General features: G+C 44.9%; 21 protein-coding genes. 10 read left to right on the top strand and 11 right to left on the bottom strand.

Going from position 1 to position 24,175, the window contains the following annotated elements:
• Positions 1–43 precede the first annotated feature (43 nt).
• From L4C39_RS09815 to L4C39_RS09795, 5 genes are all read right to left on the bottom strand, one after another.
• Entirely contained in the window at positions 44–1,354 is a 1,311-nt protein-coding gene (locus tag L4C39_RS09815; RefSeq protein ID WP_171756967.1) for a type II toxin-antitoxin system HipA family toxin, read from the bottom strand.
• Entirely contained in the window at positions 1,344–1,634 is a 291-nt protein-coding gene (locus tag L4C39_RS09810) for a helix-turn-helix domain-containing protein (protein ID WP_113796211.1), read from the bottom strand. The genes L4C39_RS09815 and L4C39_RS09810 overlap by 11 nt, the downstream gene beginning before the upstream one ends.
• Before the next feature lie 358 nt (positions 1,635–1,992).
• Positions 1,993–2,958, bottom strand: coding sequence for a sensor domain-containing diguanylate cyclase (locus L4C39_RS09805; RefSeq protein ID WP_113796209.1), 966 nt, complete (start codon positions 2,956–2,958; stop codon positions 1,993–1,995).
• A complete protein-coding gene (locus tag L4C39_RS09800; protein ID WP_017052041.1) occupies positions 2,955–3,578 on the bottom strand; it encodes a chemotaxis protein CheC in 624 nt (207 codons plus the stop codon). The genes L4C39_RS09805 and L4C39_RS09800 overlap by 4 nt, the downstream gene beginning before the upstream one ends.
• Positions 3,575–3,943, bottom strand: coding sequence for a response regulator (locus L4C39_RS09795; RefSeq protein ID WP_017052042.1), 369 nt, complete (start codon positions 3,941–3,943; stop codon positions 3,575–3,577). The genes L4C39_RS09800 and L4C39_RS09795 overlap by 4 nt, the downstream gene beginning before the upstream one ends.
• Positions 3,944–4,297: 354 nt before the next feature.
• On the opposite strand from L4C39_RS09795, the gene gmk reads away from it, so the two are divergent.
• The 5 genes from gmk (at position 4,298) to L4C39_RS09770 (ending at position 11,596) form a co-directional block, all read left to right on the top strand.
• Entirely contained in the window at positions 4,298–4,921 is a 624-nt protein-coding gene (gmk, locus tag L4C39_RS09790) for a guanylate kinase (protein ID WP_113796207.1), read from the top strand.
• A gap of 142 nt (positions 4,922–5,063) precedes the next feature.
• A complete protein-coding gene (gene rpoZ / locus L4C39_RS09785) occupies positions 5,064–5,336 on the top strand; it encodes a DNA-directed RNA polymerase subunit omega (RefSeq protein ID WP_004735648.1) in 273 nt (90 codons plus the stop codon).
• Positions 5,337–5,375: 39 nt separating this feature from the next.
• Complete coding sequence (gene spoT / locus L4C39_RS09780) at positions 5,376–7,496, top strand: bifunctional GTP diphosphokinase/guanosine-3',5'-bis pyrophosphate 3'-pyrophosphohydrolase (RefSeq protein WP_113796205.1); 2,121 nt, start codon at positions 5,376–5,378, stop codon at positions 7,494–7,496.
• Between the two features lie 270 nt (positions 7,497–7,766).
• A complete protein-coding gene (gene recG, locus L4C39_RS09775) occupies positions 7,767–9,845 on the top strand; it encodes an ATP-dependent DNA helicase RecG (protein ID WP_429745588.1) in 2,079 nt (692 codons plus the stop codon).
• 359 nt (positions 9,846–10,204) lie between these two features.
• A complete protein-coding gene (locus L4C39_RS09770; protein WP_136994061.1) occupies positions 10,205–11,596 on the top strand; it encodes a uracil-xanthine permease family protein in 1,392 nt (463 codons plus the stop codon).
• A 90-nt stretch (positions 11,597–11,686) separates the two neighbouring features.
• Here the strand turns inward: L4C39_RS09770 and envZ are convergent, their stop codons facing one another.
• The 4 genes from envZ to L4C39_RS09750 all read right to left on the bottom strand — a co-directional run bounded on the left by envZ (position 11,687) and on the right by L4C39_RS09750 (position 16,495).
• Positions 11,687–12,982, bottom strand: coding sequence for a two-component system sensor histidine kinase EnvZ (gene envZ / locus L4C39_RS09765; RefSeq protein ID WP_017052047.1), 1,296 nt, complete (start codon positions 12,980–12,982; stop codon positions 11,687–11,689).
• Between the two features lie 105 nt (positions 12,983–13,087).
• Positions 13,088–13,807 carry an osmolarity response regulator transcription factor OmpR gene (ompR, locus tag L4C39_RS09760; protein ID WP_017052048.1) on the bottom strand — a complete coding sequence of 240 codons (720 nt, stop codon included), beginning with the start codon at positions 13,805–13,807 and terminating at the stop codon, positions 13,088–13,090.
• A 245-nt stretch (positions 13,808–14,052) separates the two neighbouring features.
• Complete coding sequence (gene greB, locus L4C39_RS09755; protein ID WP_017052049.1) at positions 14,053–14,538, bottom strand: transcription elongation factor GreB; 486 nt, start codon at positions 14,536–14,538, stop codon at positions 14,053–14,055.
• A gap of 76 nt (positions 14,539–14,614) precedes the next feature.
• Entirely contained in the window at positions 14,615–16,495 is a 1,881-nt protein-coding gene (locus L4C39_RS09750; protein ID WP_489686399.1) for a putative ATP-dependent zinc protease, read from the bottom strand.
• A gap of 381 nt (positions 16,496–16,876) precedes the next feature.
• On the opposite strand from L4C39_RS09750, the gene L4C39_RS09745 reads away from it, so the two are divergent.
• Positions 16,877–19,231, top strand: coding sequence for a Tex family protein (locus tag L4C39_RS09745; RefSeq protein WP_171756972.1), 2,355 nt, complete (start codon positions 16,877–16,879; stop codon positions 19,229–19,231).
• Between the two features lie 162 nt (positions 19,232–19,393).
• Here L4C39_RS09745 and L4C39_RS09740 read toward each other — a convergent pair whose 3' ends face one another.
• Positions 19,394–19,864 (bottom strand): hypothetical protein, encoded by a 471-nt coding sequence (locus L4C39_RS09740; RefSeq protein ID WP_029203301.1) that lies wholly within the window; start codon positions 19,862–19,864, stop codon positions 19,394–19,396.
• A gap of 175 nt (positions 19,865–20,039) precedes the next feature.
• On the bottom strand, positions 20,040–20,810 hold the full coding sequence (bioH, locus tag L4C39_RS09735; protein ID WP_171756973.1) for a pimeloyl-ACP methyl ester esterase BioH: 771 nt from the start codon (positions 20,808–20,810) through the stop codon (positions 20,040–20,042).
• A gap of 87 nt (positions 20,811–20,897) precedes the next feature.
• On the opposite strand from bioH, the gene L4C39_RS09730 reads away from it, so the two are divergent.
• From L4C39_RS09730 to cysQ, 4 genes are all read left to right on the top strand, one after another.
• Positions 20,898–21,605, top strand: coding sequence for a ComF family protein (locus tag L4C39_RS09730; protein ID WP_084654766.1), 708 nt, complete (start codon positions 20,898–20,900; stop codon positions 21,603–21,605).
• A 119-nt stretch (positions 21,606–21,724) separates the two neighbouring features.
• Positions 21,725–22,309: a Fe-S biogenesis protein NfuA gene (nfuA, locus tag L4C39_RS09725; RefSeq protein WP_029203303.1), complete on the top strand. Its 585-nt coding sequence runs from the start codon at positions 21,725–21,727 to the stop codon at positions 22,307–22,309.
• Between the two features lie 324 nt (positions 22,310–22,633).
• Positions 22,634–23,191, top strand: a complete 558-nt coding sequence (nudE, locus tag L4C39_RS09720; protein WP_113796192.1) for an ADP compounds hydrolase NudE — start codon at positions 22,634–22,636, stop codon at positions 23,189–23,191.
• A 12-nt stretch (positions 23,192–23,203) separates the two neighbouring features.
• A complete protein-coding gene (cysQ, locus tag L4C39_RS09715; RefSeq protein ID WP_017052057.1) occupies positions 23,204–24,031 on the top strand; it encodes a 3'(2'),5'-bisphosphate nucleotidase CysQ in 828 nt (275 codons plus the stop codon).
• Positions 24,032–24,175: the final 144 nt, after the last annotated feature.

The raw sequence follows: 24,175 nt of genomic DNA, 5'->3' as shown, positions 1-24,175 counted from the left end.
TCTTATTTTATCTTAATGCTACGCCAACTTAAGAAACGCCACCTCAAACCAGCAATGCCGCATTTTCTTGCTTACGCTCTGCAAGTGTTTTTTCTATCGCTGACACAGTGGTCTTACTCACCCCGTGTTGCTTAGCAAGCTGCCTAAACTGACTAGTGGCATCAACTACCTCTTGAATGCATTGCTGCGCTTCCTTCCAATTAGCAAAGCCTGCACTAGCAGCCAGCTTTTGCATCACTTTGAGTGGTGGCGCTTTTCCGTAGCCAGCAAAGGCAGTAGCATGCTCGTTAAAAGGGTGAGGGCTAAACGTTACATCGTAAAATGGTGCGAGTTGCCAGCTTCCATTATCTGCCTGTAAAAAGCCCCAGTTCTTACTGTGATCATCTTGGTTCGCGGCAAATAAGTTAAACATTGCGCGACGAAATTGAAGTTGCCCAGCAGCTGGTGACTTACAGAGTTGACGACTGGCTTTAATAAGGTCGCTGTAGTCTAAGCTCGGGCTTCGAAAATCAGCATCCAATAAGCCGCAGGCACTGTGCATATGTAAACGCCCAGCCTTCTCTTGCGCGGGTAAATAATCGAAACGCTTTAACGCAAGCCATGCTTTAGCACCACTACTTGTAGGTGCTTCGATTAACTGCCACGTCGGTGGCTGACATTTTGCCAACCCAGCCATTTCTAAATAGGCCGCTTCACACAAACCTTCTTCGTGGCCCAAGGCTAAGTTCTTAGAAGTAAACTTAACTAACCATGCTTCATCGCCAGGTTGTGCATAGGTGCGGCATTGGGTCGCGTCGCCAGCAGGCATATAAATTTGCGCTTTAGGTCTAGCACCGCCAGAGCTACCGACGGCTACCAAGGTTGCTAACACTTGCTGAGTGCTACCGTCTAACTCATCAGAGAGGGACTGGTCGAACAAGGTTTGGGCTTCAAGGCCAAGTGTTTCCAAATCAATATCTGAACGATTTTCTAATGAGAGCTCTGATACAGGCGTAAAAGACAATGCCCCCATTCCTTGCTGGCCAACAAAAGCCAGCCTATCCATTGCTGTTACTTGTGCTGGCAAAATACCTTGTTGGCGGAATACTCGATCTTGCAACAGCAAACCCCAACCATCGGGAAGACTATCACCAAAAACGCCGTGAATGCCTTGGTGCGGCCCTTTCTGTGCTTGCTGCAATCGCGCATCATCTTGAAGCGTAAAAGGGGATAAATTGCCAAACCTGCTTATATAGTTTTCATCGTACTGAAAGAAAACACCTTGGCGGTTTTGCGCTAATACACCCACAGATACAGTTTCGCCCGTTGTGAGAGTGCGCTCCACATTCAACTTTTGGATGGATTTAAAGCTCATCTTTAAGCACCTCTTCTATACTGGTCGGTAAAGCGGTACGGTCAGACGTTGTTTGTGTCAATTGATAAAGTCTGTCTAGTGAATCCAGCGACTGCCACAAAAGCAGCAGCTGACGAAATGAAATTTGTCCGGTGAGTTCAAACTTTTTTATGGTCGAAGCAGGTACACAACTACGCTGGGCCAGTGCCTCTCGCGATAGCTTCGCTTGTTTGCGTAAGCCACGCAGATGAGTAGAAAAAGCTTGGCTTACATCGGTATCATCTAAAAGTGAAAATTTCATACGCAGCCTTATTGGATACAGTAATGTCTATTATAGCGTTATTTTGTAATTTATGGACACTATAACACCCATAGAGATATGAATAACTATCACGTAACTGGAGAAGGAAACTCAAAGCTGATACTTTGCGTCAGGCAGGGGGGTTGAGTTAAGGTACTTCATAGCCTAATAGGCTTGTATCTAGGAAGTGAACCACTGGTGGTTAAATTGGTGGTCAATAATTAATAACAAAGAAAGACTTGAGTGCATCCATTTGATTTTTGATGAGTTTAATATTCTAATCGCCATTCTGACTCTATCGGATCAAAAAAGCCCTAATCACTAGGGCTTTTCTGATATTAATCGAAGCATATAAAAATCAATCATTCTTGCAATCAGAAGCCATTACGACACAGTTCCTGCCACTCTGTTTTGCTTTATAAAGTGCTTTATCTGTATCAGATAAAATATCTTTTGCAGGCACTTCAAAATCCACAATGCCGCCGCCCACGCTAATCGTGACTGGAATATCGACACCATCGACAGTAATTGGTTTTTTCGCGATAGATTGGCAAATTCTCTCTAATACACCGCGCGCGAATTCGTCAGGTAAATTAGGCAGTAGAAGAACAAACTCTTCGCCACCAAAACGGCATAACGTATCAGATGTTCGCAAACAGTGATGAACACGATTTCCCAGCTCTTTTAAGACTTCATCGCCAACTGGGTGACCATAGGTATCGTTGATATGTTTAAATTTATCGACATCAAAAATCGCGTATGTCAGAGACCATTCATAACGCTTACAACGCGCAATGTCATGGTTTAGCTGTTCAAAGAAGTAACGGCGGTTGTATAAACCAGTGAGTTCGTCACGGTTACTTGTCTCTTCAAGAGTCAGTACTTGCTCTGTCGCCTCTTCAAGCAACAACTGTGCTTGAGCCATCTCGGTCACATCATGTATCGAGATGCACACACCTTGGACGGTGCCATTCGTATCCAGCAACGGCCACATCGCACAGTTTTGATACATCTGCGATGACTCAACACCCGAAAACTGACTCGTCGGGAAATGTAGCAAGTACGGGCGCTGCGTCCAGTTGGTGTAGGATTGATTTCCTAGCACCATCACTGAACGCACTTTTTTGGCAAACCAGCCTTCTTTGAGTTCTGGGAAAAACCGAGGTAAGTGTTGATTAAGAATCTCTTCTGATTTGAGTTTGCTATGGATCTCCATGAAGCGATTCCAAAAAATCACATTCAGACGGCGGTCAACAGCAAAAACGCCCGCTGTTGACATCGACTCTAGAACCGAAGAGAAATCAAATTCACCACTTTCTATCATGCCATCAGTTTCCGTAGTGAAGAGACTAGGTTAATAAGCCCTTCCTCTTTTAAAGAGATAATATTGTCACAATGCACGCCTTTCTCTTCGATCTCTAACTTAATATCAATCAATAGAATATGTGCATCGGAATCCGAGTACGCTAATCGGCTATCATCAACTTGAGTACTTTGCGTATCAAAGAACAAAATTGCAGGCTGAGACAGGTGTAAATCAAGTTGCAACTCTTCCGATAAACCAGAAAGGCTCGCACTATTAATGACATTCGTTAACTCATTAAGAATTTCATGTTGAGTTGCCGTTGATGTTGCGTCTTCTTCATCATAGCCTAAGTAACCCATTAATGAAGTAAACGTTCCACCACCGTACATAACTGAAGAGCGACCAATCATTTCACCAATGAATTCTTGTTGCACGATATTCACTGGATCAGATTTTTGACCAAAATCTTGGACTAAAGCGGTGATCTTTTCTTGTGATACTAAATCAACATGAGGGACAGATAGCTTCACCTTACTTTCAAACAGCTCAGATAATTTAGCACCTGCACGGCCCATACCAATATTAGTCAGCTCACGCAGCGCATCAAACTCATCAGCATTTAAATGGATCGAACTCATAATTGCACGCCCTCCTGGCGTAAAAATGATTCAAGCTCTTCAGCAGAGATCGGTTTTGGTAAAAAGCCTTTTGCGCCAAGTTGGAACGCTTCTTCACGTATTGCAGGTTGAATATCCGCAGAAATAACGTAAACACTTGCACTGTATTCCATCGTTTTAAGGCGCTTAAGCACTTCAATACCATCTATGTCCGGCATTGTAATATCAAGGAAAAGAATATCAAAATTAGAGTTTGAGCATTGAGAAAGTGCATCTTCTCCGCCCGAAGCTTCAGTAATGCTTACTTCCCAGCTTTGTGGAATTGCGCGCTTGATCATTCGGCGAGAAAACGATGAATCATCAACGATAAGTAAACTGTCTGACATTTTAAAACCCTAACTAACTACAAATTAAATGACATAATATACTATTAAATTTCAATTAAAAATCACATTGATATTATGAATAATAAGTAACTATTTCACATTATTTTGACATCGAACATAATTCAAGCAGTCTTTGCTCGTTATTAAAGCTTACTTGAGCGTTTTTCTTACACGAGCACAAACAGCTTTTTCTTGAGAAGATCTTCAAGATCGTGCTACTCTTCGCCTCCATTTTTCTGACCTGAATATCGATAAAACTCACAATCACGTTTTTTGATACAGGTTGGTGCTATCTTTACTATGTCGGCAATTTTTAGCTGGCATACAATCCAAAACAACAGTGGAATAATACAGATGGGCAAAGGTACTCTTTACATCGTGTCTGCACCAAGCGGCGCAGGAAAATCGAGCTTAATCTCAGCTATGCTGGAAACCAACCCAACCTACGCAATGAAGGTATCTGTATCTCATACCACTCGAGGCATGCGCCCAGGTGAAGAAGATGGTATGCATTACCATTTCGTAGAAAAACACCATTTTGAAGATCTCATCAAGAAAGAAGAGTTCCTCGAATATGCTGAAGTATTTGGTAACTACTACGGCACATCACGAGTTTGGATTGAAGATAACCTAAACAAAGGTATTGATGTTTTCCTTGATATTGATTGGCAAGGTGCACGTCAGATCCGCAAGCAAATGCCTCAGGCAAAAAGCGTCTTTATTCTGCCACCATCAAATGGTGAGCTAGAGCGTCGCTTAAATACGCGCGGCCAAGATAGCGAAGAAGTTATTGCAAAACGCATGAGTGAAGCGAAATCAGAAATATCTCATTACAGCGAATATGATTATGTGATCATTAATGATGACTTTGATGCTGCATTGATGGATTTCAGAGCAATTATTCGTGCTGAACGTTTGAAACAAGATAAACAGTCTGCCAAGTATACTGGTATGCTGACCGCACTGTTAGCGGAGTAATCACTCTCAACTAACCCGTTTTCTTATGAGAACAGTGCTTTCCTTAGAGAATAAGTAAACAGCAAGCTAGAAAGTAATCTTTTTAGCTTGTATACTTTCTCGTCATTAAAAATAAATTTAATAAACTATTTGGAGTTCTCTTATGGCACGCGTAACTGTACAAGACGCTGTTGAAAAAGTTGGTAATCGTTTCGACCTAGTTCTTATCTCTGCACGTCGCGCACGTCAGATGCAGACTGGCGGTAAAGATTCACTAGTGCCTGAAGAAAATGATAAGCCAACGGTTATCGCACTTCGCGAAATCGAAGAAGGCCTTATCACTAAAGACGTATTAGATGCTCGTGAACGTCAAGAGCAACAAGAGCAAGAAGCGGCAGAGCTAGCAGCAGTTAGCAGCATCGCTCACACTCGTTAATACGATTATTCGAATCAAGTAACCTTCCGGGCCTTTAATTTGTATCTATTTGATAGCCTCAAAGACGTTGCCCAAGAATACCTAACAGAGCCTCAAGTTGAGGCTCTGCGTCAATCTTATGTGGTAGCGAGAGACGCCCATGAAGGGCAAACCCGCTCAAGCGGTGAACCGTATATTATCCACCCTGTTGCTGTTTCTCGTATTCTGGCGGAAATGCGCCTAGATATTGAGAGCTTGCAAGCAGCCCTTCTTCACGATGTTATTGAAGATACTGAAGTGACCAAAGAGGAGCTCGAAGCTCAATTTGGTACTACTGTGGCTGAGCTTGTGGATGGTGTATCTAAGCTGGATAAGCTTAAATTTCGTGATCGCAAAGAAGCGCAAGCCGAAAACTTTCGTAAGATGGTTCTTGCCATGGTGCAAGACATTCGCGTTATCTTGATCAAACTTGCCGACCGCACTCACAACATGCGCACTTTGGGAGCATTACGCCCCGATAAAAAACGCCGCATTGCTCGTGAAACGTTAGAGATCTACTCTCCTCTTGCTCATCGTCTTGGTATTCATAATATTAAGACTGAACTTGAAGAGCTCGGTTTCGAAGCTTTATACCCTAACCGTTACCGCGTTTTAAAAAATGTGGTGAAGGTCGCGCGTGGCAACCGTAACGAAATGATCGAGCGTATCCATACCGAAATCAAAGGCCGTCTTGAAGATGTTGGCCTTAACGTTCGTGTATTTGGTCGTGAAAAGAACCTGTTCTCCATCTATAACAAGATGAAAACCAAAGAGCAGCGTTTCCACACCATCATGGATATCTACGCTTTTCGTGTCGTTGTAGACAGTGCCGATACTTGTTATCGTGCGCTTGGTCAAGTACACAGCCTGTACAAGCCACGTCCTGGTCGCATGAAAGATTACATTGCAGTACCAAAAGCCAATGGCTACCAATCTCTGCACACTTCAATGGTTGGCCCTCACGGCGTGCCTGTGGAAGTGCAAATCCGTACTGAAGATATGGATCAAATGGCAGACAAAGGTGTCGCGGCACACTGGTCTTATAAAGGCAATGGCGATCGCACTGGCACAACCGCTCAGGTGAAAGCTCAGCGCTGGATGCAAAGCTTATTAGAGTTGCAACAAAGCGCCGGTAACTCATTTGAATTTATTGAAAATGTGAAATCTGATCTGTTCCCAGATGAGATCTACGTTTTCTCGCCAAAAGGTCGCATCGTTGAACTTCCAGTAGGCGCAACGGCTGTCGATTTCGCTTATGCCGTGCATACTGACGTTGGCAATATGTGTGTAGGAGCAAGAGTCGATCTTAATCCTTACCCACTCAGCAAAGCGCTCAAAAATGGCCAAACCATTGAGATCATCAGCGCGCCTGGTGCTCGTCCAAATGCTGCATGGCTCAACTATGTTGTGACTTCTCGCGCTCGAACTAAGATCCGTCAAGTTCTGAAAACCATGCGCCGTGAAGACTCCGTCACATTGGGTCGTCGTCTGCTAAATCACGCATTGGGTGAGAGCTCAATTACGGATCTCGCAGAAGAAAACGTTCAACATGTTCTTTCTGAGCTGAAAATGGCTGACATGGATGAGTTGCTGGCAGCTATTGGACTGGGTGAGTTAATGAGTATTGTTATTGCTCGTCGCTTACTTGGCTCAGCAGATGAATTAACAGAAGTCGAAGGCACAGACGGCAAGCCGAGGAAAAAGCTGCCTATCCGTGGTGCTGAAGGCATACTGCTCAACTTCGCCAAATGTTGTCACCCAATTCCTGATGATCACATCATTGCGCATGTATCACCGGGTAAAGGCTTAGTGGTTCACCGTGAAACGTGTCCGAATGTTCGCGGTTATCAACGTGAGCCAGACAAGTACATGGCGGTTGAATGGTCTGATGAATACGATCAAGAGTTTACCGCTGAATTGCAAGTTGATGTTCAAAACCATCAAGGTGCATTGGCAGAGTTAACCAATGTGATCTCTAAGACGGGTTCAAACATTCATGGCCTTTCAACAGAAGAGCGCGATGGCCGTCTGTACACCGTGACGGTGCTATTGACCACCAAAGACCGCGTACATCTAGCGAAAATCATGAAACGTATTCGTGTCATGCCGCATGTTCTAAAGGTTCGCCGAAAGAAGAACTAACGGCTAGCGTACTCGTTTGGGACTCGTCAATATTGCGCCCATAAACGAAACGCAAATAAAGCCGATTTAGATATTGAATACCCTGTGTTTTACTTATTCTCAATAAGCCAAATACAGGGTATTTTTGTATCTCGTCGCTCAATATTTCACATCGTCATCATTAGCTCAATTCAATAACTGTCTCATATCACTGCAAATTCTCCCTGTACAAAAAGACAGTAAAATGCTTGAATAGTTTATCTATTTTTCCTTTCTGTAAGAGCGCTATTTATGTCCCAACTCCTTTCAGCCATCTCCCTTACTTCGCTCTCTGGAGTGGGTGCCAAAGTCGCTGAAAAGCTAGCAAAAGTCGGGCTCAATAACGTTCAAGATCTGCTCTTTCATCTGCCACTTCGCTACGAAGATCGCACTCGTATCCATCCCATGGTCAAACTGCATGCTGGGTTATGGGCGGCGGTACAAGGCAAAGTCATGAGCGTCGATACCATCTTCGGCAAACGTAAAATGCTGTCGGTGAAAATCAGTGACGGCAATGGCACGGTGAGCCTGAAGTTTTTCAATTTTACCGCCGGCATGAAGAACAACTTTACCGAAGGGAAACAAGTTCATGCTTATGGAGAGATCAAGCGTGGGGGAATCGGACTCGAAATTGTTCATCCTGATTATAAATTTTACGTCCCAACTCAAAAGCCAGATATTGAGCAAAACCTAACGCCCGTCTACCCCACCACCGATGGGTTAAGGCAAATAACACTACGTAACCTGACCGATCAAGCCTTAACCCTACTCGATAAAGCAGCCGTCAGTGAACTATTACCGTCAGGATTATACGATCACCAAATTACGCTAGGGGAAGCGCTGCATACCATTCATCGTCCACCACCAAGTATTAATCTTGAGGAGTTTGATGAAGGGCGACACCCAGCTCAGCAACGCCTTATTATTGAAGAGTTGCTGGCACAAAATCTTTCTATGCTCTCTGTTCGAAGCAAAGGACAACAAGATGTTGCTTTGCCACTCGCGGAAGTGTCCAATCTCAAACAGCAGTTACTGCAACAACTTCCGTTTACTCCAACCAATGCCCAATCTCGCGTGGTGAAAGAGATTGAAGATGACCTAATCAAGTCTCACCCTATGATGCGCTTGGTTCAGGGCGATGTGGGTTCCGGAAAAACATTGGTTGCTGCACTTGCCGCGGTTAGAGCGATTGAGCATGGTTATCAGGTGGCACTAATGGCCCCAACAGAACTACTCGCAGAGCAACATGCCATCAATTTTGGCCAATGGTTTGAAAGCATGGGAGTACAAGTAGGTTGGCTTGCAGGCAAACTCAAAGGTAAAGCCAAAGAGACTGAACTGGCGCGCATTGCCAGCGGCGAAGCGCAAATGGTAGTGGGAACTCACGCACTGTTTCAGGAACATGTAGCGTTTAAAAACCTCGCTCTTGTGATCATTGATGAACAACATCGATTTGGTGTCCACCAGCGTCTAGAGTTACGTGAAAAAGGAGCAAAACAGGGCTCGTATCCACATCAATTAATCATGACCGCGACTCCCATTCCAAGGACGCTGGCCATGACAGCGTATGCCGACCTCGAAACCTCAGTGATAGATGAACTGCCACCGGGAAGAACCCCGATCCAAACCGTCGCCATTCCCGATACCAAACGCGATGATATTATTGAACGAGTGCGAAATGCCTGTCTTAATGAGGGAAAACAAGCTTATTGGGTCTGCACACTGATTGATGAGTCAGAAGCTTTGGAAGCGCAAGCGGCAGCGGATACGGCGGAAGAGCTGCAACGCATTTTGCCAGATGTGAAAATTGGTCTGGTGCACGGTCGAATGAAATCGGCAGAAAAACAAGCGGTCATGAAGCAGTTCAAGGATAACGAGCTGCATCTATTAGTCGCGACGACGGTTATTGAAGTCGGTGTGGATGTGCCTAATTCAAGTTTAATGATCATCGAAAATCCAGAAAGGCTCGGTTTAGCGCAACTCCACCAGCTAAGAGGCCGTGTAGGGCGAGGTTCAGTCGCGAGTCATTGTGTACTCTTGTATCACGCACCATTATCAAAAACCGCACAAAAGCGCTTAGGGGTGCTCCGCGAAAGTAATGATGGATTTGTAATTGCACAGCGTGATTTAGAGATCCGTGGACCCGGTGAACTGCTTGGCACCAAGCAAACCGGAATGGCCGATTTCAAAATTGCAGACTTAGTGAGAGATCAACGCTTAATTCCAGAAGTTCAGCGCATGGCGCGCTACATTCACGATAGTTATCCTGATAATGCCCTCGCAATTATCGATCGCTGGCTAGGTGATCGCGACGTCTACGCTAAGGCATAGCTATTATTGTTAGGAGCTTCTTGTTCAGAGCCTCTTGTTAAAAGCGCCTTGCTAAGAGCCCTTTTCCTACGAGATCCTTTTTAGGCTCTCCTTTCCAAGCTGAGCTTTCCTCAAATATACCGAATGGGCACAACCCGTTCGGTTTGTTTATTTCAGATCAATTTCTCGCCACAACACGCACGCAACCGTTTGCTTTTTGTTTTCGTTTATTTATAATCGCGCACAAATTTTGAGTAAGAACACTACTCAACCCAACCTGAGTCGATTCTGATTAACAGCAATCACAGATGAAGACCGACTCAACTTAGCGTTCCCATTCAGCGAACTCTAAGCAACTTAGTCACAATTAGGATAAACACATGAAAACCCCGAACGCAGCACGCAAGTCGGAACTGATCTATCAACTCAATGATCGCCCACCGCTTTTACAAACACTTTTTGCGGCCACACAGCACTTGCTCGCCATGTTTGTCGCCGTCATCACGCCCTCTTTGATTATCTGCCAAGCTCTAGGTGTCACACCTGAGCAGACAAATACCATTATCAGCATGTCACTGTTCGCTTCTGGTATTTCATCGTTTATCCAAATTAAAACCATTGGTCCTATCGGATCAGGCTTGCTCTCCATTCAAGGAACAAGTTTCAATTTTATCGGTCCTATTATTGCGGCAGGTTTGTCGTTAAAAGCCGGAGGCGCAAGCATTGATACCGTCATGGCTGCCATTTTAGGCACCATCCTTGTAGCATCATTTAGTGAAATTCTACTTTCTCGCGTACTTGAACATGCGCGTCGTATTATCACTCCACTCGTATCTGGCATCGTCGTAACACTTATCGGCCTAACCTTGATTCAAGTGGGTTTGGTTTCTATCGGTGGAGGCTACTCAGCATTAGCCGATGGCAGTTTTGGTAGCTTAGATAAGCTCGCGTTGGCAGGGACGGTTCTTGGCTTAATCGTCATATTAAACCGTTCAAGTAACTCTTATATTCGTGTTGCCTCCATTGTGATTGCCATGTTTGTCGGTTACATGATGGCCTACTTCATGGGCATGATTGACACTTCAACACTGGCAGAAACAGAACTTATTGCGCTACCGGTTCCGATGCAGTTTGGCTTAAGCTTTGACTGGTCTCTATTCATCCCACTGGTTCTTATTTTCCTCATCACGGCACTGGAAGCGATTGGCGACATTACAGCTACTTCAGAAGTATCCGGAGAGCCAGTAAAAGGCCCTGTTTACATGAAGCGCATCAAAGGTGGTGTTCTCGCGGATGGCCTGAATTCGGCGATTGCGGCGGTATTTAATACTTTCCCGAACTCTACTTTTAGCCAAAATAACGGCATCATTTTACTGACAGGTGTTGCAAGCCGTTACGTGGGCTACTTTATTGCAGGCATGCTAATACTGCTTGGTTTGTTCCCGGGCGTTGCAAGTTTTGTACAGTTGATCCCTGAGCCGGTTCTTGGCGGAGCGACGATTGTTATGTTTGGTACGATTGCCGCTGCGGGGGTACGAATCATTTCACGTGTAGATCTTGATCGCCGTGCCATTCTCATCATGGCACTCTCATTTTCAATGGGATTGGGCATCGCACAAAAACCTGAGATCTTGCAGTTTATGCCGGAGTTCATCAAAAACATCTTCTCTTCAGGTGTGGCCGCTGGCGGGGTAACCGCAATTTTGCTTAACCTTTTGCTTCCTGAAAAATTAGAAGATGAAGAGATCGAAGCAGAAGAAGCTAGAAGCTAGAAGCTAGAAGCTAGAAGCTAGAAATGAGTTTGATGCCATATCGCGTCAAACTCATTTTTATTTTTAAGAGACAGTCATAAATTCAATGATCTAACCACGAACAGGAAAATTAATTTGAGCTTTGAGCCCACCGTCACTGCGATTATTCATCACAACCGAACCATGATGCTGGCTCACAATCCGTTTGACGATGGCTAAACCTAATCCTGTTCCCTCACTCCCTCTTGCGGTATCGCCACGAGTAAAAGGTTCGAATAGTTTATCAATCTGATTCGATTCAATTCCGGGCCCATTGTCTTCAACGCACACCCAAATCAATTTGCTATCAGCCGTCATTCCAGTACTCACTCGTACCCAACCATTACCGTAACGCAGTGCATTTACCACCAAATTACTCACCGCCCGCTTCATCGCAATGGGATTGCCTCGCGCCAGTTTTATGGTGTGGTCAATATGTGTTTCAATTTCAACCTCATACCCCCCTTCAGCACTGGCAACATCGCTGGCAATATCGTTCAAATCCACACTTTCAAACGACTCCACATTCACAGGCTTCAAATAATCCATAAACTGACTGATGATCTGATTACACTCTTCGGTATCACTGATGATCCCTTCCGCTAAGTAGCTATCTTCTGGTGACATCATTTCAGTCGCAAGACGTATACGAGTCAGAGGCGTTCGTAAATCATGGCTAATGCCCGCCATTAATAACGCGCGGTCCTCTTCTAACTGCTGAATACCTTTGGACATCTGGTTAAATGCTCGCGTCACCGAACGAATTTCTGACGGACCTTTTGCTGGTAAGGGGGATGGAATTTCTCCGCTCCCAACCACTTTGGCCGCTTTTTCGAGGGCGACTAATGGTCGATTTTGCAGGCGGATGAATAGCCAACCTCCAGCGATGATTAACAGTGCCATCAACAAACTATTGTTAAACAAAGGCGCAAAGTCTTCCTCTTGTAACTCCGATAATGGGATCCGAATTAACGAGTTTGGCAACGCATCGATATCCATCCATAATACGTAACTATCTTCACCGAGAATCAATCTAACATTAGTGGTGGAGCCAAGTTCTTCACTCATCTCTTCACTCATTAAATCGATGGTCACAGCATGCTCAAACTCTTCCGTCGAAGGGGTGCCTTTGCCATGAATGGTGACACCAAGCTCTTCAAGCAACTGTCTTCTTAAAGGTGTTTTTAAGTCGAGTTCATCTTGCTCGTCTAGCACCAAGCGTAATTCATGCGCCAAAATTTTATTAAACTGCTGCATGCTCGGCATCAGAGCGTAATAGAACACGGCGTAATACGAATAAGCTTGGCTTGCCACCAACAGAGTGATGAACAGCAATATAGATTGAGTAAGGGAGCTACGAATACGCATCTAGAAAACCTTTGGCGAGTGAGAAACAGGGAGTGAGAGGTGAGGAGAAAGTCTAACCTGAAAATAAAAAACCCTCGGAACATGCCAAGGGTTTATCGAATTGGGTTATGCCTCTTTTCCATCTGGCACAAACACATACCCCAAACCCCACACGGTCTGAATATAGCGTGGTTTGCTTGGATCTTCTTCTAACATTCGGCGTAAACGTGAGATCTGAACATCGATAGAGCGTTCCATTGCAGAATACTCTCGGCCACGAGCCATGTTCATCAACTTATCACGCGACATCGGTTCACGCGCATTGGTAACTAGAGATTTAAGTACCGCAAATTCACCCGACGTTAGCGGCATCGGCTCTTCATTACGGAACATTTCGCGAGTACCAAGGTTTAAGCGAAACTCACCAAATTCAACCATCAACTCTTCTGAGCTTGGCGCGCCCGGAGCTTCTACTACTTGGCGTCGCAACACCGCTTTAATTCGAGCAAGCAGTTCACGTGGGTTGAAGGGTTTTGGCAAATAATCATCGGCACCCACTTCCAGCCCAACAATGCGATCAACCTCATCGCCTTTTGCCGTTAACATTAAGATAGGCAGCATGTTATTGGCACTACGAAGACGACGACAAATCGATAAGCCATCTTCCCCAGGTAACATGAGATCCAGCACCATAAGGTGGAAATTTTCACGAGTTAACAGGCGGTCCATCTGCTCACTGTTAGCGACACTACGTACTTGGAAGCCTTGCTCAGACAAGTAACGTTCTAGTAATGCACGCAAACGCGCGTCATCATCGACCACTAATATTTTATGATTTTCTTGCATCTACTGATTCCACCTATTAAAAGCGTCCACCTCAAGAGATAAGGCAGTGAAAAATGTAACAGACTCAGGGAAAAAGTCGCCTAAATAATTGTTAACGTTTGTTGCCTTTGCCTACATAGTAACGCATCAACTCGCCTAACTTGGTCAGTATTTCGACAAGTATGTCACATCAAGCATTACCTGTAGCCCCACCGTTCGTTCAGGCCAAACTCAATGCTTAACGATATTATTAACTAAGCGCTCGGCTATGCTTGCGGCTTCTCGTAAGTGATTGAGTTAATGAACCACTCTTTATCACCTTCTGGTGTACGCACCACAAATTCATCATCCACTTCTTTTTTGAGCAGTGCTCTCGCCATTGGTGAATCTATCGAGATGTAGCCTTTACTATCTCCATAAATTTCTTCAGGGCCAACAATACGAAACTTTTTCACTTCACCAGCTTCATTTTCGATCTCTATCCACGCACCAAAAAAGGCTTTTCCTTCTTGCTGAGGTGAATAATCAACAATCGTGACATCCGGTAAGAACTTACGTAGAAACCGAACTCGGCGATCAATTTGTCTTAATAAACGCTTATTAAAAGTGTAATCCGCATTTTCAGAGCGATCGCCTAAGCTTGCTGCCCAAGTAACAATTTTGGTCACTTCTGGGCGTCTCTCATGCCATAGGTAATCGTGCTCTTGCTTCAGTTTGTTGTAGCCTTCCCGAGTAATCAGTTTGGTTTTCAATGTCGCATCTCTATACGAGTAAAGTTTTATCTAGTAGTACCGAAAATGAGTCATCATTGTCAATCAGTCTCGACTGTCATTGATTCAGCAAGTAGTCCTCATCACTCCCCACCAGCGCTCCGTACTTCAGTAAGTTCTTACCTAAGATCATGCTGTAGCGGAATCGAGAGCGATCTTGAAGGTTTACCCGAATGGTTTTATTTACCTTCCCCAGTTGCACGTTCATCTCAACTACAGGCCTAATGGTTGGTTTCTCACCTTTCTTCGCTTTGATTCGCATCACATCCACCATAGGTTGAGTGAAATCTTGTTTTTGTCCCTGCTCATTTTGATAGGTGAAGCTCACCATCGGTTTTCCATCTTGCTTGAATTGTTTAATATTAAGAGCATGCATTGAACTTACATCGGCACCGGTATCCAATTTAACCGGAAAGGTCATCCCTTCCACGGTCGCCTTTTCAATGTGTCCTGCTCGAAACAGTGGATAGTCTTCCAATAAGTGATCGGAGCGCGTATTGATAAGCACGCCATCTTTTACCATTTTCTTACCAATCACAAAGTAAGCGTCATTTTCTTTATCTTGGTCGAGTGTTTCTAAAGCAAATTGAAGCGTTTTATGTCGCCCACCTAATTCAAAATCCCCCTCAATAATCGGTCTTACTGAATTGCCCACTTTGATTCTTTTGATCACTGGTTTGGTTATTTTCTGTTTATTGCCTGCACTATCTTTCAAGTAGTAGCTAACCGTGCGGCTTGCCCCCGTTGTCATCTCATAGCTTTCGACTTTAAGCATTGGCGTTTTTACTGTAAAAGAGGGCTCAGCTTGAAGTTTGTAACCATCAATCACAACGTGTTCAAAGGTAGAGACAACTAAAGGCTTATGTTGATCAATTCTCTGCTGATAAGTGTATTGGGAAGCGTTCACTTTGCCGTTTTTTGTCGATGGTTCCGCTTTCAATTGAGTCGCAAGGAAATCCTCTTCATCGGTATCAATCATGAAGTATTGATTCAACGTATCCTGCCCCACACTCAATATGGAAGATGACTCACCTCTGTCTTTTAAATACGCCTGCATATAGTGAACCTCATCACCAAGCATGACGGGTAAGTTAACCAATGGGCGTTCGTGACCATTCACATTCAACATTCGCACCAAGGGTAATGACAACATTTTTTTTATCCCCTCAACACTGACCATCTCGAAAGTAACACGTTGTGCTTGTGGATCGACATGGATGTTTTCAGCATGCATATTGGAATATTGGTTGATCCCAAGGAACCACGTTTCAATCGGTAAGCCCGCTAACTCTAACTGCTCTTTTTTCCCCACAATTTTCGAGTTCGGCTGCTGTTGTAAGTAATCATAGCCTGCTAATACCCAAGCGTTATGCTCAAGAAAGCTTTTTCCTATCAAGATAGAGGCTGAAAAGTTACCTCGATCGGTCAAGTTCACCTTGGTGTTCACCGTCTTTCCTGCAATGGTCAATGGCAAGTTAATGACGGGTCGATAAAGGGGCATTTCGCTGGTTCGGCTGCGGATAACACCTATATTTTCAAGAGGACGTTGCACCTTAACCTCTTTTCCTGTGTAAGGGTGTCGAAGAGTAAAAGAGACGCTCGCACTTACCCTGTCCGGTGTTTTATCAAACGCTTTTTCTAGCGCTTTCAATAATTCTAGCTTCGGTAAACCTTGCAGTTCAGGAGTGTCGCTGAAGACTTGAATATTGTCGGCATGCATGGAAGTGGTGTCGGCTCCGGTATCAATTTTCCCGACAAAAGGGACACCACTTAAAGCATCAATATCTGAATAATAGACACGCTCAACTCGCCCTAAGACAATTTTATTATCGACTTCATACACCGGGTATTGAGTGGTCGCAGAAGAGAGTTCATTTGCTTGTAAACCGACGCTCCACGACATCAAAATGAGCAGTAACATGAACGATATAAGCGACATAAGGGATAAACGAGCAGCCAATACTGTTTTCGCTGGCGTAACAATAAGCGAAAAAGACCGAGTAGCAACGGTTCGTATCTCATCGACCAATGATGTCAGTATTGATGGTATCTTCAGCATTCTATATTCCCATATCGTTCATGATTACTAATTATCCACATTCGAGCCCTCATATGCTCATAAGTTCTGATTGAAGTTGAGGTTTTGACAAAATATTAACTTAACAGTGTAATAAAAATTCAATATCTATTTAGAATTGACAACTTCATCGGGTGAGATTGGAAATAGCTAACTTCGCCCCCATGTTATTAGCATAAAATTATTCATACCGACGGCTAGAGCTAAGAAAGTTTAGCCTGAAATAGAGATGAGACCCCACGGATGAGCCAAGTTATTTGCCAACAAATTGCTCAAGAGCTGAATGTACGCTCTGAGCAAGTGATCGCAGCGGTTACCTTAATCGATGACGGAAACACCGTCCCTTTCATTGCCCGATACCGTAAAGAGGTGACGGGTGGACTCGATGATACTCAACTGCGTAATTTAGACACTCGCTTATCTTATCTCAGAGAGCTTAATGATCGCCGTCAAAGCATCATCAAGGCGATTCAAGACCAAGGCAAGATGACACCTGAATTGCAAAAAGAGATCAATGATGCAGACAGTAAAACTCGCCTTGAAGATTTATACCTTCCATACAAACAAAAACGTCGCACCAAAGGCCAAATCGCCATTGAAGCGGGACTTGAACCACTCGCCGACAAATTATGGAATGAACCACAGACCAACCCTGAGTCTGAAGCGGATAAATACATCAGCAGCGACAAAGGCATTGCGGATACCAAAGCGGCACTAGACGGGGCAAGAGTCATTATCATGGAACGCATTGCCGAAGATGCGAACTTACTCGAAAAAGTCCGAACTTATCTAACCCGTAACGCTGAACTTTCTGCGCGAGTGGTCGCAGGCAAAGAGCAAGCAGGCGAAAAATTTAAAGACTATTTCGAACATAATGAGGCGATCAGCAAAGCCCCCTCACACCGTGCGCTTGCGATGCTACGTGGCCGCAACGAAGGCTTCTTACAACTTTCTATGAATGCCGATCCCGCGCAAGATGAAAGTATTCGTAGCTCTTACTGCGAAACGATTATTTCCGACCATTACGGCATTTCACTGAGCAATGCACCCGCCGATGCTTGGCGTAAACAAGTGATCAGCTGGGCGTGGCGCATTAAAGTATCAATGCACATGGAAACTGAGCTGATGGGCAGCATGAAAGAGCGTGCGGAAGTGGAAGCCATTGAAGTGTTTGCCACCAACCTAAAAGATCTACTCATGGCGGCACCGGCTGGGCCTCGTGCAACGCTGGGGCTTGATCCGGGTTTACGTACTGGCTCTAAGATTGCGATTGTTGACCCGACAGGTAAAGTCCTCGCGACAGAAACCATCTACCCTCACCCACCACAAAAGCAGTACGACAAATCCGCTCATGTCGTTGAGCAGATGGTACGAAAATACAACGTTGATCTGATTGCGATTGGTAATGGTACGGCTTCACGTGAAACGGACTCTTTCGTTGCTGATGTCATTAAACGCGGCAACCTAAAAGTACAAAAAATCATTGTGAGCGAAGCTGGGGCATCGGTTTATTCGGCTTCCGAATTAGCGGCAAAAGAGTTCCCAGACATGGATGTATCAATCCGGGGCGCGGTGTCGATTGCTCGTCGTTTGCAAGATCCTCTCGCAGAGTTAGTGAAGATTGATCCAAAATCTATCGGGGTGGGCCAATACCAGCACGATGTAAGCCAGAGCATGCTAGCAAAACGTCTAGACGCGATTGTTGAAGATTGTGTGAATGCGGTTGGTGTTGATGTGAATACCGCTTCTGCCGCTCTACTGACGCGGGTTGCTGGCCTCTCAAATACGATTGCACAGAACATTGTCGATTACCGCGATGAAAATGGACGATTTGAAGCTCGTACTGCATTGAAGAAAGTCGCGCGTCTTGGGCCAAAAGCTTTTGAACAGTGTGCGGGTTTCTTACGAATCATGGATGGTAAAAACCCTCTAGATGCCTCTTCTGTTCACCCAGAAGCGTACCCATTAGTGAAAACCATCGCAGCAAAAAACAGCAAAGATGTGAAAGGCTTGATTGGCGATAGCCAGTTCCTACGCGGTTTGCATGCGATTGATTACACTGACGATAACTTTGGTGTCCCTACGATCACCGACATCATCAAAGAGCTTGATAAACCAGGACGAGATCCACGTCCAGAGTTCAAAACCGCGACATTTGCAGAAGGGGTAAACACGGTTTCCGATCTTGAGATTGGCATGGTACTGGAAGGCGTTGTATCAAACGTGGCTAACTTTGGTGCCTTCGTTGATATCGGCGTTCACCAAGATGGCTTAGTGCATATTTCTGCGCTAACCGATCGCTACGTTGCCGATCCACGAGAAGTGGTGAAAGCGGGTGATATCGTGAAAGTAAAAGTCATGGAAGTTGATGCCCAGCGTAAACGTATCGCTCTGACAATGCGCCTTAACGATGAGCCAGGACAAGATAATCGCAGCCAACGCTCTTCAGGACAAAACCAAGCATCGAAACCGGCACGCCAACAGCAAGAGCGTCAACAGTCAGGTCGACAACAACAAAACCGAGATCAGCGTTCTGCTCCTCAAAATGCAGCAATGGGTGGCGCTTTCGCGGCGGCATTTGCTAAAGCAAAAAAATAGTCGCTAATCTTCCATGAGCGAATCTTTCATGAACTAATCAGTCATGGGCTCATAATGCGATGAACAAATAGCGCGATGAACCAATTAGCGCGATAAACCAATAAAAAGGCCAATACTTGCGTATTGGCCTTTATTCGATGGCTCTGATCATTAACATCATGTTCATAGTATCGCTATTACTTCTGAAGGTGTATTGGGTACAACAGCATGACCATAATGATATTTAATCACCTTTCGCCGTCGCTCCATTTGCCCCTCTTTAATCGCTGCATCTAAAATGTGCTTAGGCAGCCGAAATCGTATGGTGTAACTCTTGCCTTGATCTTTGCTATAGGTCTGTAAAGCAATCAAATCGAACAACCTATCTATTGGGTCCTTCAACTCTTCATGATTAACAGCAGCAGTCTCTGACTCTGTTTCCATTGAATACCCAGGGTGCTCTGATGGATCCCAAGAAGATTGCCTTCGACGTTTATCGTCTGCTTTAACCTTACGCTCCGCATTGGCTTTTGCTAACGCTACGGTCGGCATTACGGGTTCTCGCACTTTATTGTCGCGCGCAACCTGTTCCGTTTGTACATTTACCGATGGGGCGATCAGTGGCACACTTACTGTCGTGGGTGACACAATCATCGTCGAAACCTCCTCAGCATCGCCCGAAGTTACTCTCTGCTTGTCTCCAAACAGCCCCATTCAAAGCAATCGCTCGTTTTCATCAACTCACTACAGGTCAGTTCAAACCTAGCGCTCTGTTTGGTTAGGTTATATATCGACCAGTTTGTTCATTTATTTAGCAATTTATTTACACTTATACTTGCTCGTCAAAACGAATCAACTGATGACAAAATGCCTCAGGCTCGGTCATGAAAGGCGCGTGCGACGATTGAGTGAAAATAAACTGCTCACTTTCCGGTAAGCTTTTATCCAAATCCTTTGCGACCTTAATTGGCACCAACCCATCTAAACGCCCATACAAACGCAGTAACGGCATCGAGAGATCAGGCAGTTGATGGCGCAAATCCACATCCGCGAGCATGGTTAACCCTGCGAGTAACGATTTTGGGTTGGGCATCGGCCTCGACAATACCGCTTGTTTTAGCTGCTTAAGATCGTGTCTCGCAGAAGGACTCCCCATCGCTTGCAACGCCATAAAACGCTCAATCGTCGTTTGAAAATCATCCACCAGTTGATCCGTAAAGGCGCTCAACACGTTAGGCTGTATTCCGCGCCATGGTTTTTCGGCGGAGAATTTAGGAGAACTGGCAACCGTCACGAGCTTACTGACATAATCCGCATGATGCAGCGCCATGTGCGTGGCGACTAATCCACCTAAAGACCAACCAACCCAAATAGCTTGCTTTGGCGCTTGTTCAAGAAGCTGCTGGGCAATTTGCTCAAGATTTTCAGCGTGGCATTCCGCACTGTGTCCATAGCCGGGTAAATCGACAACATGGACACGAAAATGAGGAGACAACGCATCAACCGTCTGCTGCCAAACCGCGCCATTCATACCCCAGCCATGAACTAAAACCAGATCATTGCCTCGCCCAGTGACATGCCAATATAAAGGTGTGCTCATGCTCTCAAATTCTCCCACTAATTCCATACTGAGCGACGTTGCTATCACGCTAACGTATCTCTGTTGTCCATCTATTAAGTGAAATTCATGTTATCTCATTGGCGAGAAAAAACCACACTCCTCAACCGATTAAGCCAGTGCCATTTGTGCGGGCTCAATATAGAGAATCGCTTGGTAACGGACATGTGGTGCCAGCACTGCTATCAATACTTTCTATCTCAACCCCGCTGCCTACGTTGTGGGATCCCCACCTTAACGACGGTAGATCAATGCGGTAACTGCTTATCAAACCCACCGTTATGGCACCGCTTATATTGTGTCAATGATTACACTTTCCCGACCTCTGGCTACGTTCATCAATTTAAGTATCAAAAGAAATACTGGTTCGCTAAAAACTTGGCTCGACTACTCGCTAATAACATTGATCAACCCGCTCCCATCATCACTGGCGTCCCCTTACATTGGCAACGATACATAAGAAGAGGTTTCAATCAGAGTGAACTGCTCGCTCACTATCTGGCAAAACAATCCCCAAACTCAATCCACCTTAAACAAGCTTTTATTCGCACTCGGTCTACCCCCGCACAACAGGGGTTATCTAAAGAGCAGAGGCAAGTGAACCTTCATCAAGCGTTCCAATTATCACGGATACCAAAGGCTTCTCACGTCGCGATTGTTGATGATGTCGTTACCACAGGATGTACAGTACGACATTTATGTAAATTACTACTTGAAGTGGGCGTCGAAAGAATTGATATTTACTGTGTATGCCGTACTCCTGAACCAGCCAGCTAAAACTCTTGCGATTCATTTGGTTATAACAAGAGGTGAATTAGAATAAAAAAGGGCTGAATTCATATTCTGACAGGAGTAGAATGGTGCTAATAACCTACAATTTTACTCAGGTATTCGTCGTGTCAAATATTACAATTACAGAAACTGCTCAATCTCATTTTGCTAACCTATTAGGTCAGCAGCCTGAAGGCACGAATATTCGCGTATTCGTGGTTAACCCTGGAACTCAAAACGCAGAGTGTGGCGTATCTTACTGCCCACAAGAAGCGATTGAATCCACGGATACACAGCTACCTTTTGAACACTTTTCAGCGTATGTTGATGAGCTGAGCTTACCTTTCCTAGATGAAGCAGAGATTGACTTTGTCACTGATAAGATGGGTTCTCAGTTAACGCTAAAAGCGCCAAATGCGAAAATGCGCAAAGTGGCTGACGATGCATCACTGATGGAACGTGTAGAATACGCCATCCAAACTCAAGTTAACCCACAACTGGCAGGCCACGGCGGTCACGTAAGCCTTGTTGAGATCACTGAAGATGGCGCAGCAATTGTTGCCTTTGGTGGCGGTTGTAACGGTTGTTCTATGGTTGATGTCACTTTAAAAGAAGGCATCGAGAAAGAGCTGCTTCAACAGTTCGAAGGTGAACTAACTGCGGTTCGTGATGCAACAGAGCACGATCGCGGCGAACACTCTTACTACTAAGAAGAGAGTGCTTACTAAGAAGAAAGCGTTTACTTAGAAAAAAGTAGTTCCAACCCAAATATTGAGAGGCTGACATGAAAGTGTCAGCCTTTTCTTTACCTGAAAATCACCGATGAATGAATGCCCTTCTCAAAATAGGTGACGCCCCAGTTCCGGCAGTAAAACGATTCTGTTGTGACACTTTACGAATAGAGCCCTCATTACTGATATATATCGATAAATAAATCGATTACTTAAAAACTCACCCTTTCCAAATCATTACTTTTTCCCATATATTAGAGACTCTCATCATTGAAAGTGACCAACGCTAAGGAGTGAGCGAACATGAGCAAAAAGAAAGGGCCTGAGATTCTGGCTCAACAGATCGTCGCTCAATCAAAACTATTCTCTATCGAATCAATGGATCTGCGTTTCTCTAATGGGGTTGAACGAACCTATGAACGCATGAAACCGAGTGGTCGCCACGCAGTCATGATGGTTCCTATTACAGAACGCGGTGATATTTTATTAGTGCGTGAATATGCCGCCGGAACGGAACGTTATGAGCTAGGCTTTCCAAAAGGGCTCATTGATGCAGGTGAAACCGCGTTGCAAGCTGCAGATCGTGAATTAAAAGAAGAGATAGGTTTTGGTAGTCACAAACTAACACCGTTAAAAGAGGTCATTCTCGCCCCCTCTTATTTTTCCAGTAAAATGACGCTGTTCATCGCTCAAGGCCTTTACCCACAAACACTGGAAGGGGATGAACCAGAGCCACTGGAAATAGTACGTTGGCCACTGGCACAAGCCGAAGAGTTACTGACTCATTTAGATTTTTGCGAAGCCAGAAGCATTACTGCGCTACTACTCACATTGCGAGCTTTACCGACACTCGGAGAATAAATAGGAACGTTTATGCCCATTACAAAAGATTTGTCTCATCTTATTCCATCAGTCATTGAAGTCGCTCGTTCTGCTGGACAGTTGATTCTAGATATCTACGAATCCAAACAGTATGAAGCGTTTACTAAAAGTGATGAAACTCCAGTAACGAGTGCCGATCTTGCCGCGCATAAATTGATCATGGAGCGACTGACCGAGCTCACGCCAGACATTCCGGTTCTTTCTGAAGAAGATACCGATATCAGCTTCGAACAGCGCTCTCAATGGAATCGATACTGGTTGGTTGACCCTCTTGATGGCACCCAAGAATTTATTGCTCGTAGTGGTGACTTCGCAACCATCATCGCTCTTGTCGAAAATAACAAACCGGTGATGGGTGTAGTATATGCGCCAGTTTCTGGTGTCACCTATTATGCCTATCAAGGGAAAGGGGCATGGAAAATCCCTGACATGGCTGAGAGCGTTAAGATTAAAACTCACAAACATGAAGGCAGTCAGCAATCTATTGCCATTGCGATCAGCCGTCGCCAAGACATCAATTGCATCACCAATCGCATGAGCGCTCAGTGGAATTATGATCTTGTTCCTCTCGGCTCTGCGGCACTCAAAGCGTGCTTAGTCGCAGAAGGAGCAGTGGACTGTTACCTTCGTTTAGGACCGACTGGAGAGTGGGATACCGCCGCGACTCAATGCATCGTTGAAGAGGCCGGTGGCCGAATATTAAGTACCCTACTGGATCCACTCTCATACAACGAAAGAGATACATTGGAGAACCCTAACTTTATTGTTATCGGTGATGAAGCCCTACCTTGGGACAATATTCTGCAAGTGAAAGATTAATCACCCCATACTCACAGGCATTCATGCAAACAAAAATCCCTCGACAAGTGCGAGGGATTTTTATTAAGTGCAGAAGCAATACACAGCTCAGTTTCAGCGAAACGTAATCCGTCTCCGCTAGACCTAGCCAGTGACAGCTAACCT

It is taken from the genome of Vibrio clamense (genome assembly GCF_050337905.1).
Taxonomy (GTDB): Bacteria; Pseudomonadota; Gammaproteobacteria; order Enterobacterales; family Vibrionaceae; genus Vibrio; species Vibrio cortegadensis.
The sequence above is the reverse complement of the archived record's forward strand: the minus strand, read 5'-3'. Positions and strand labels throughout refer to the sequence as shown.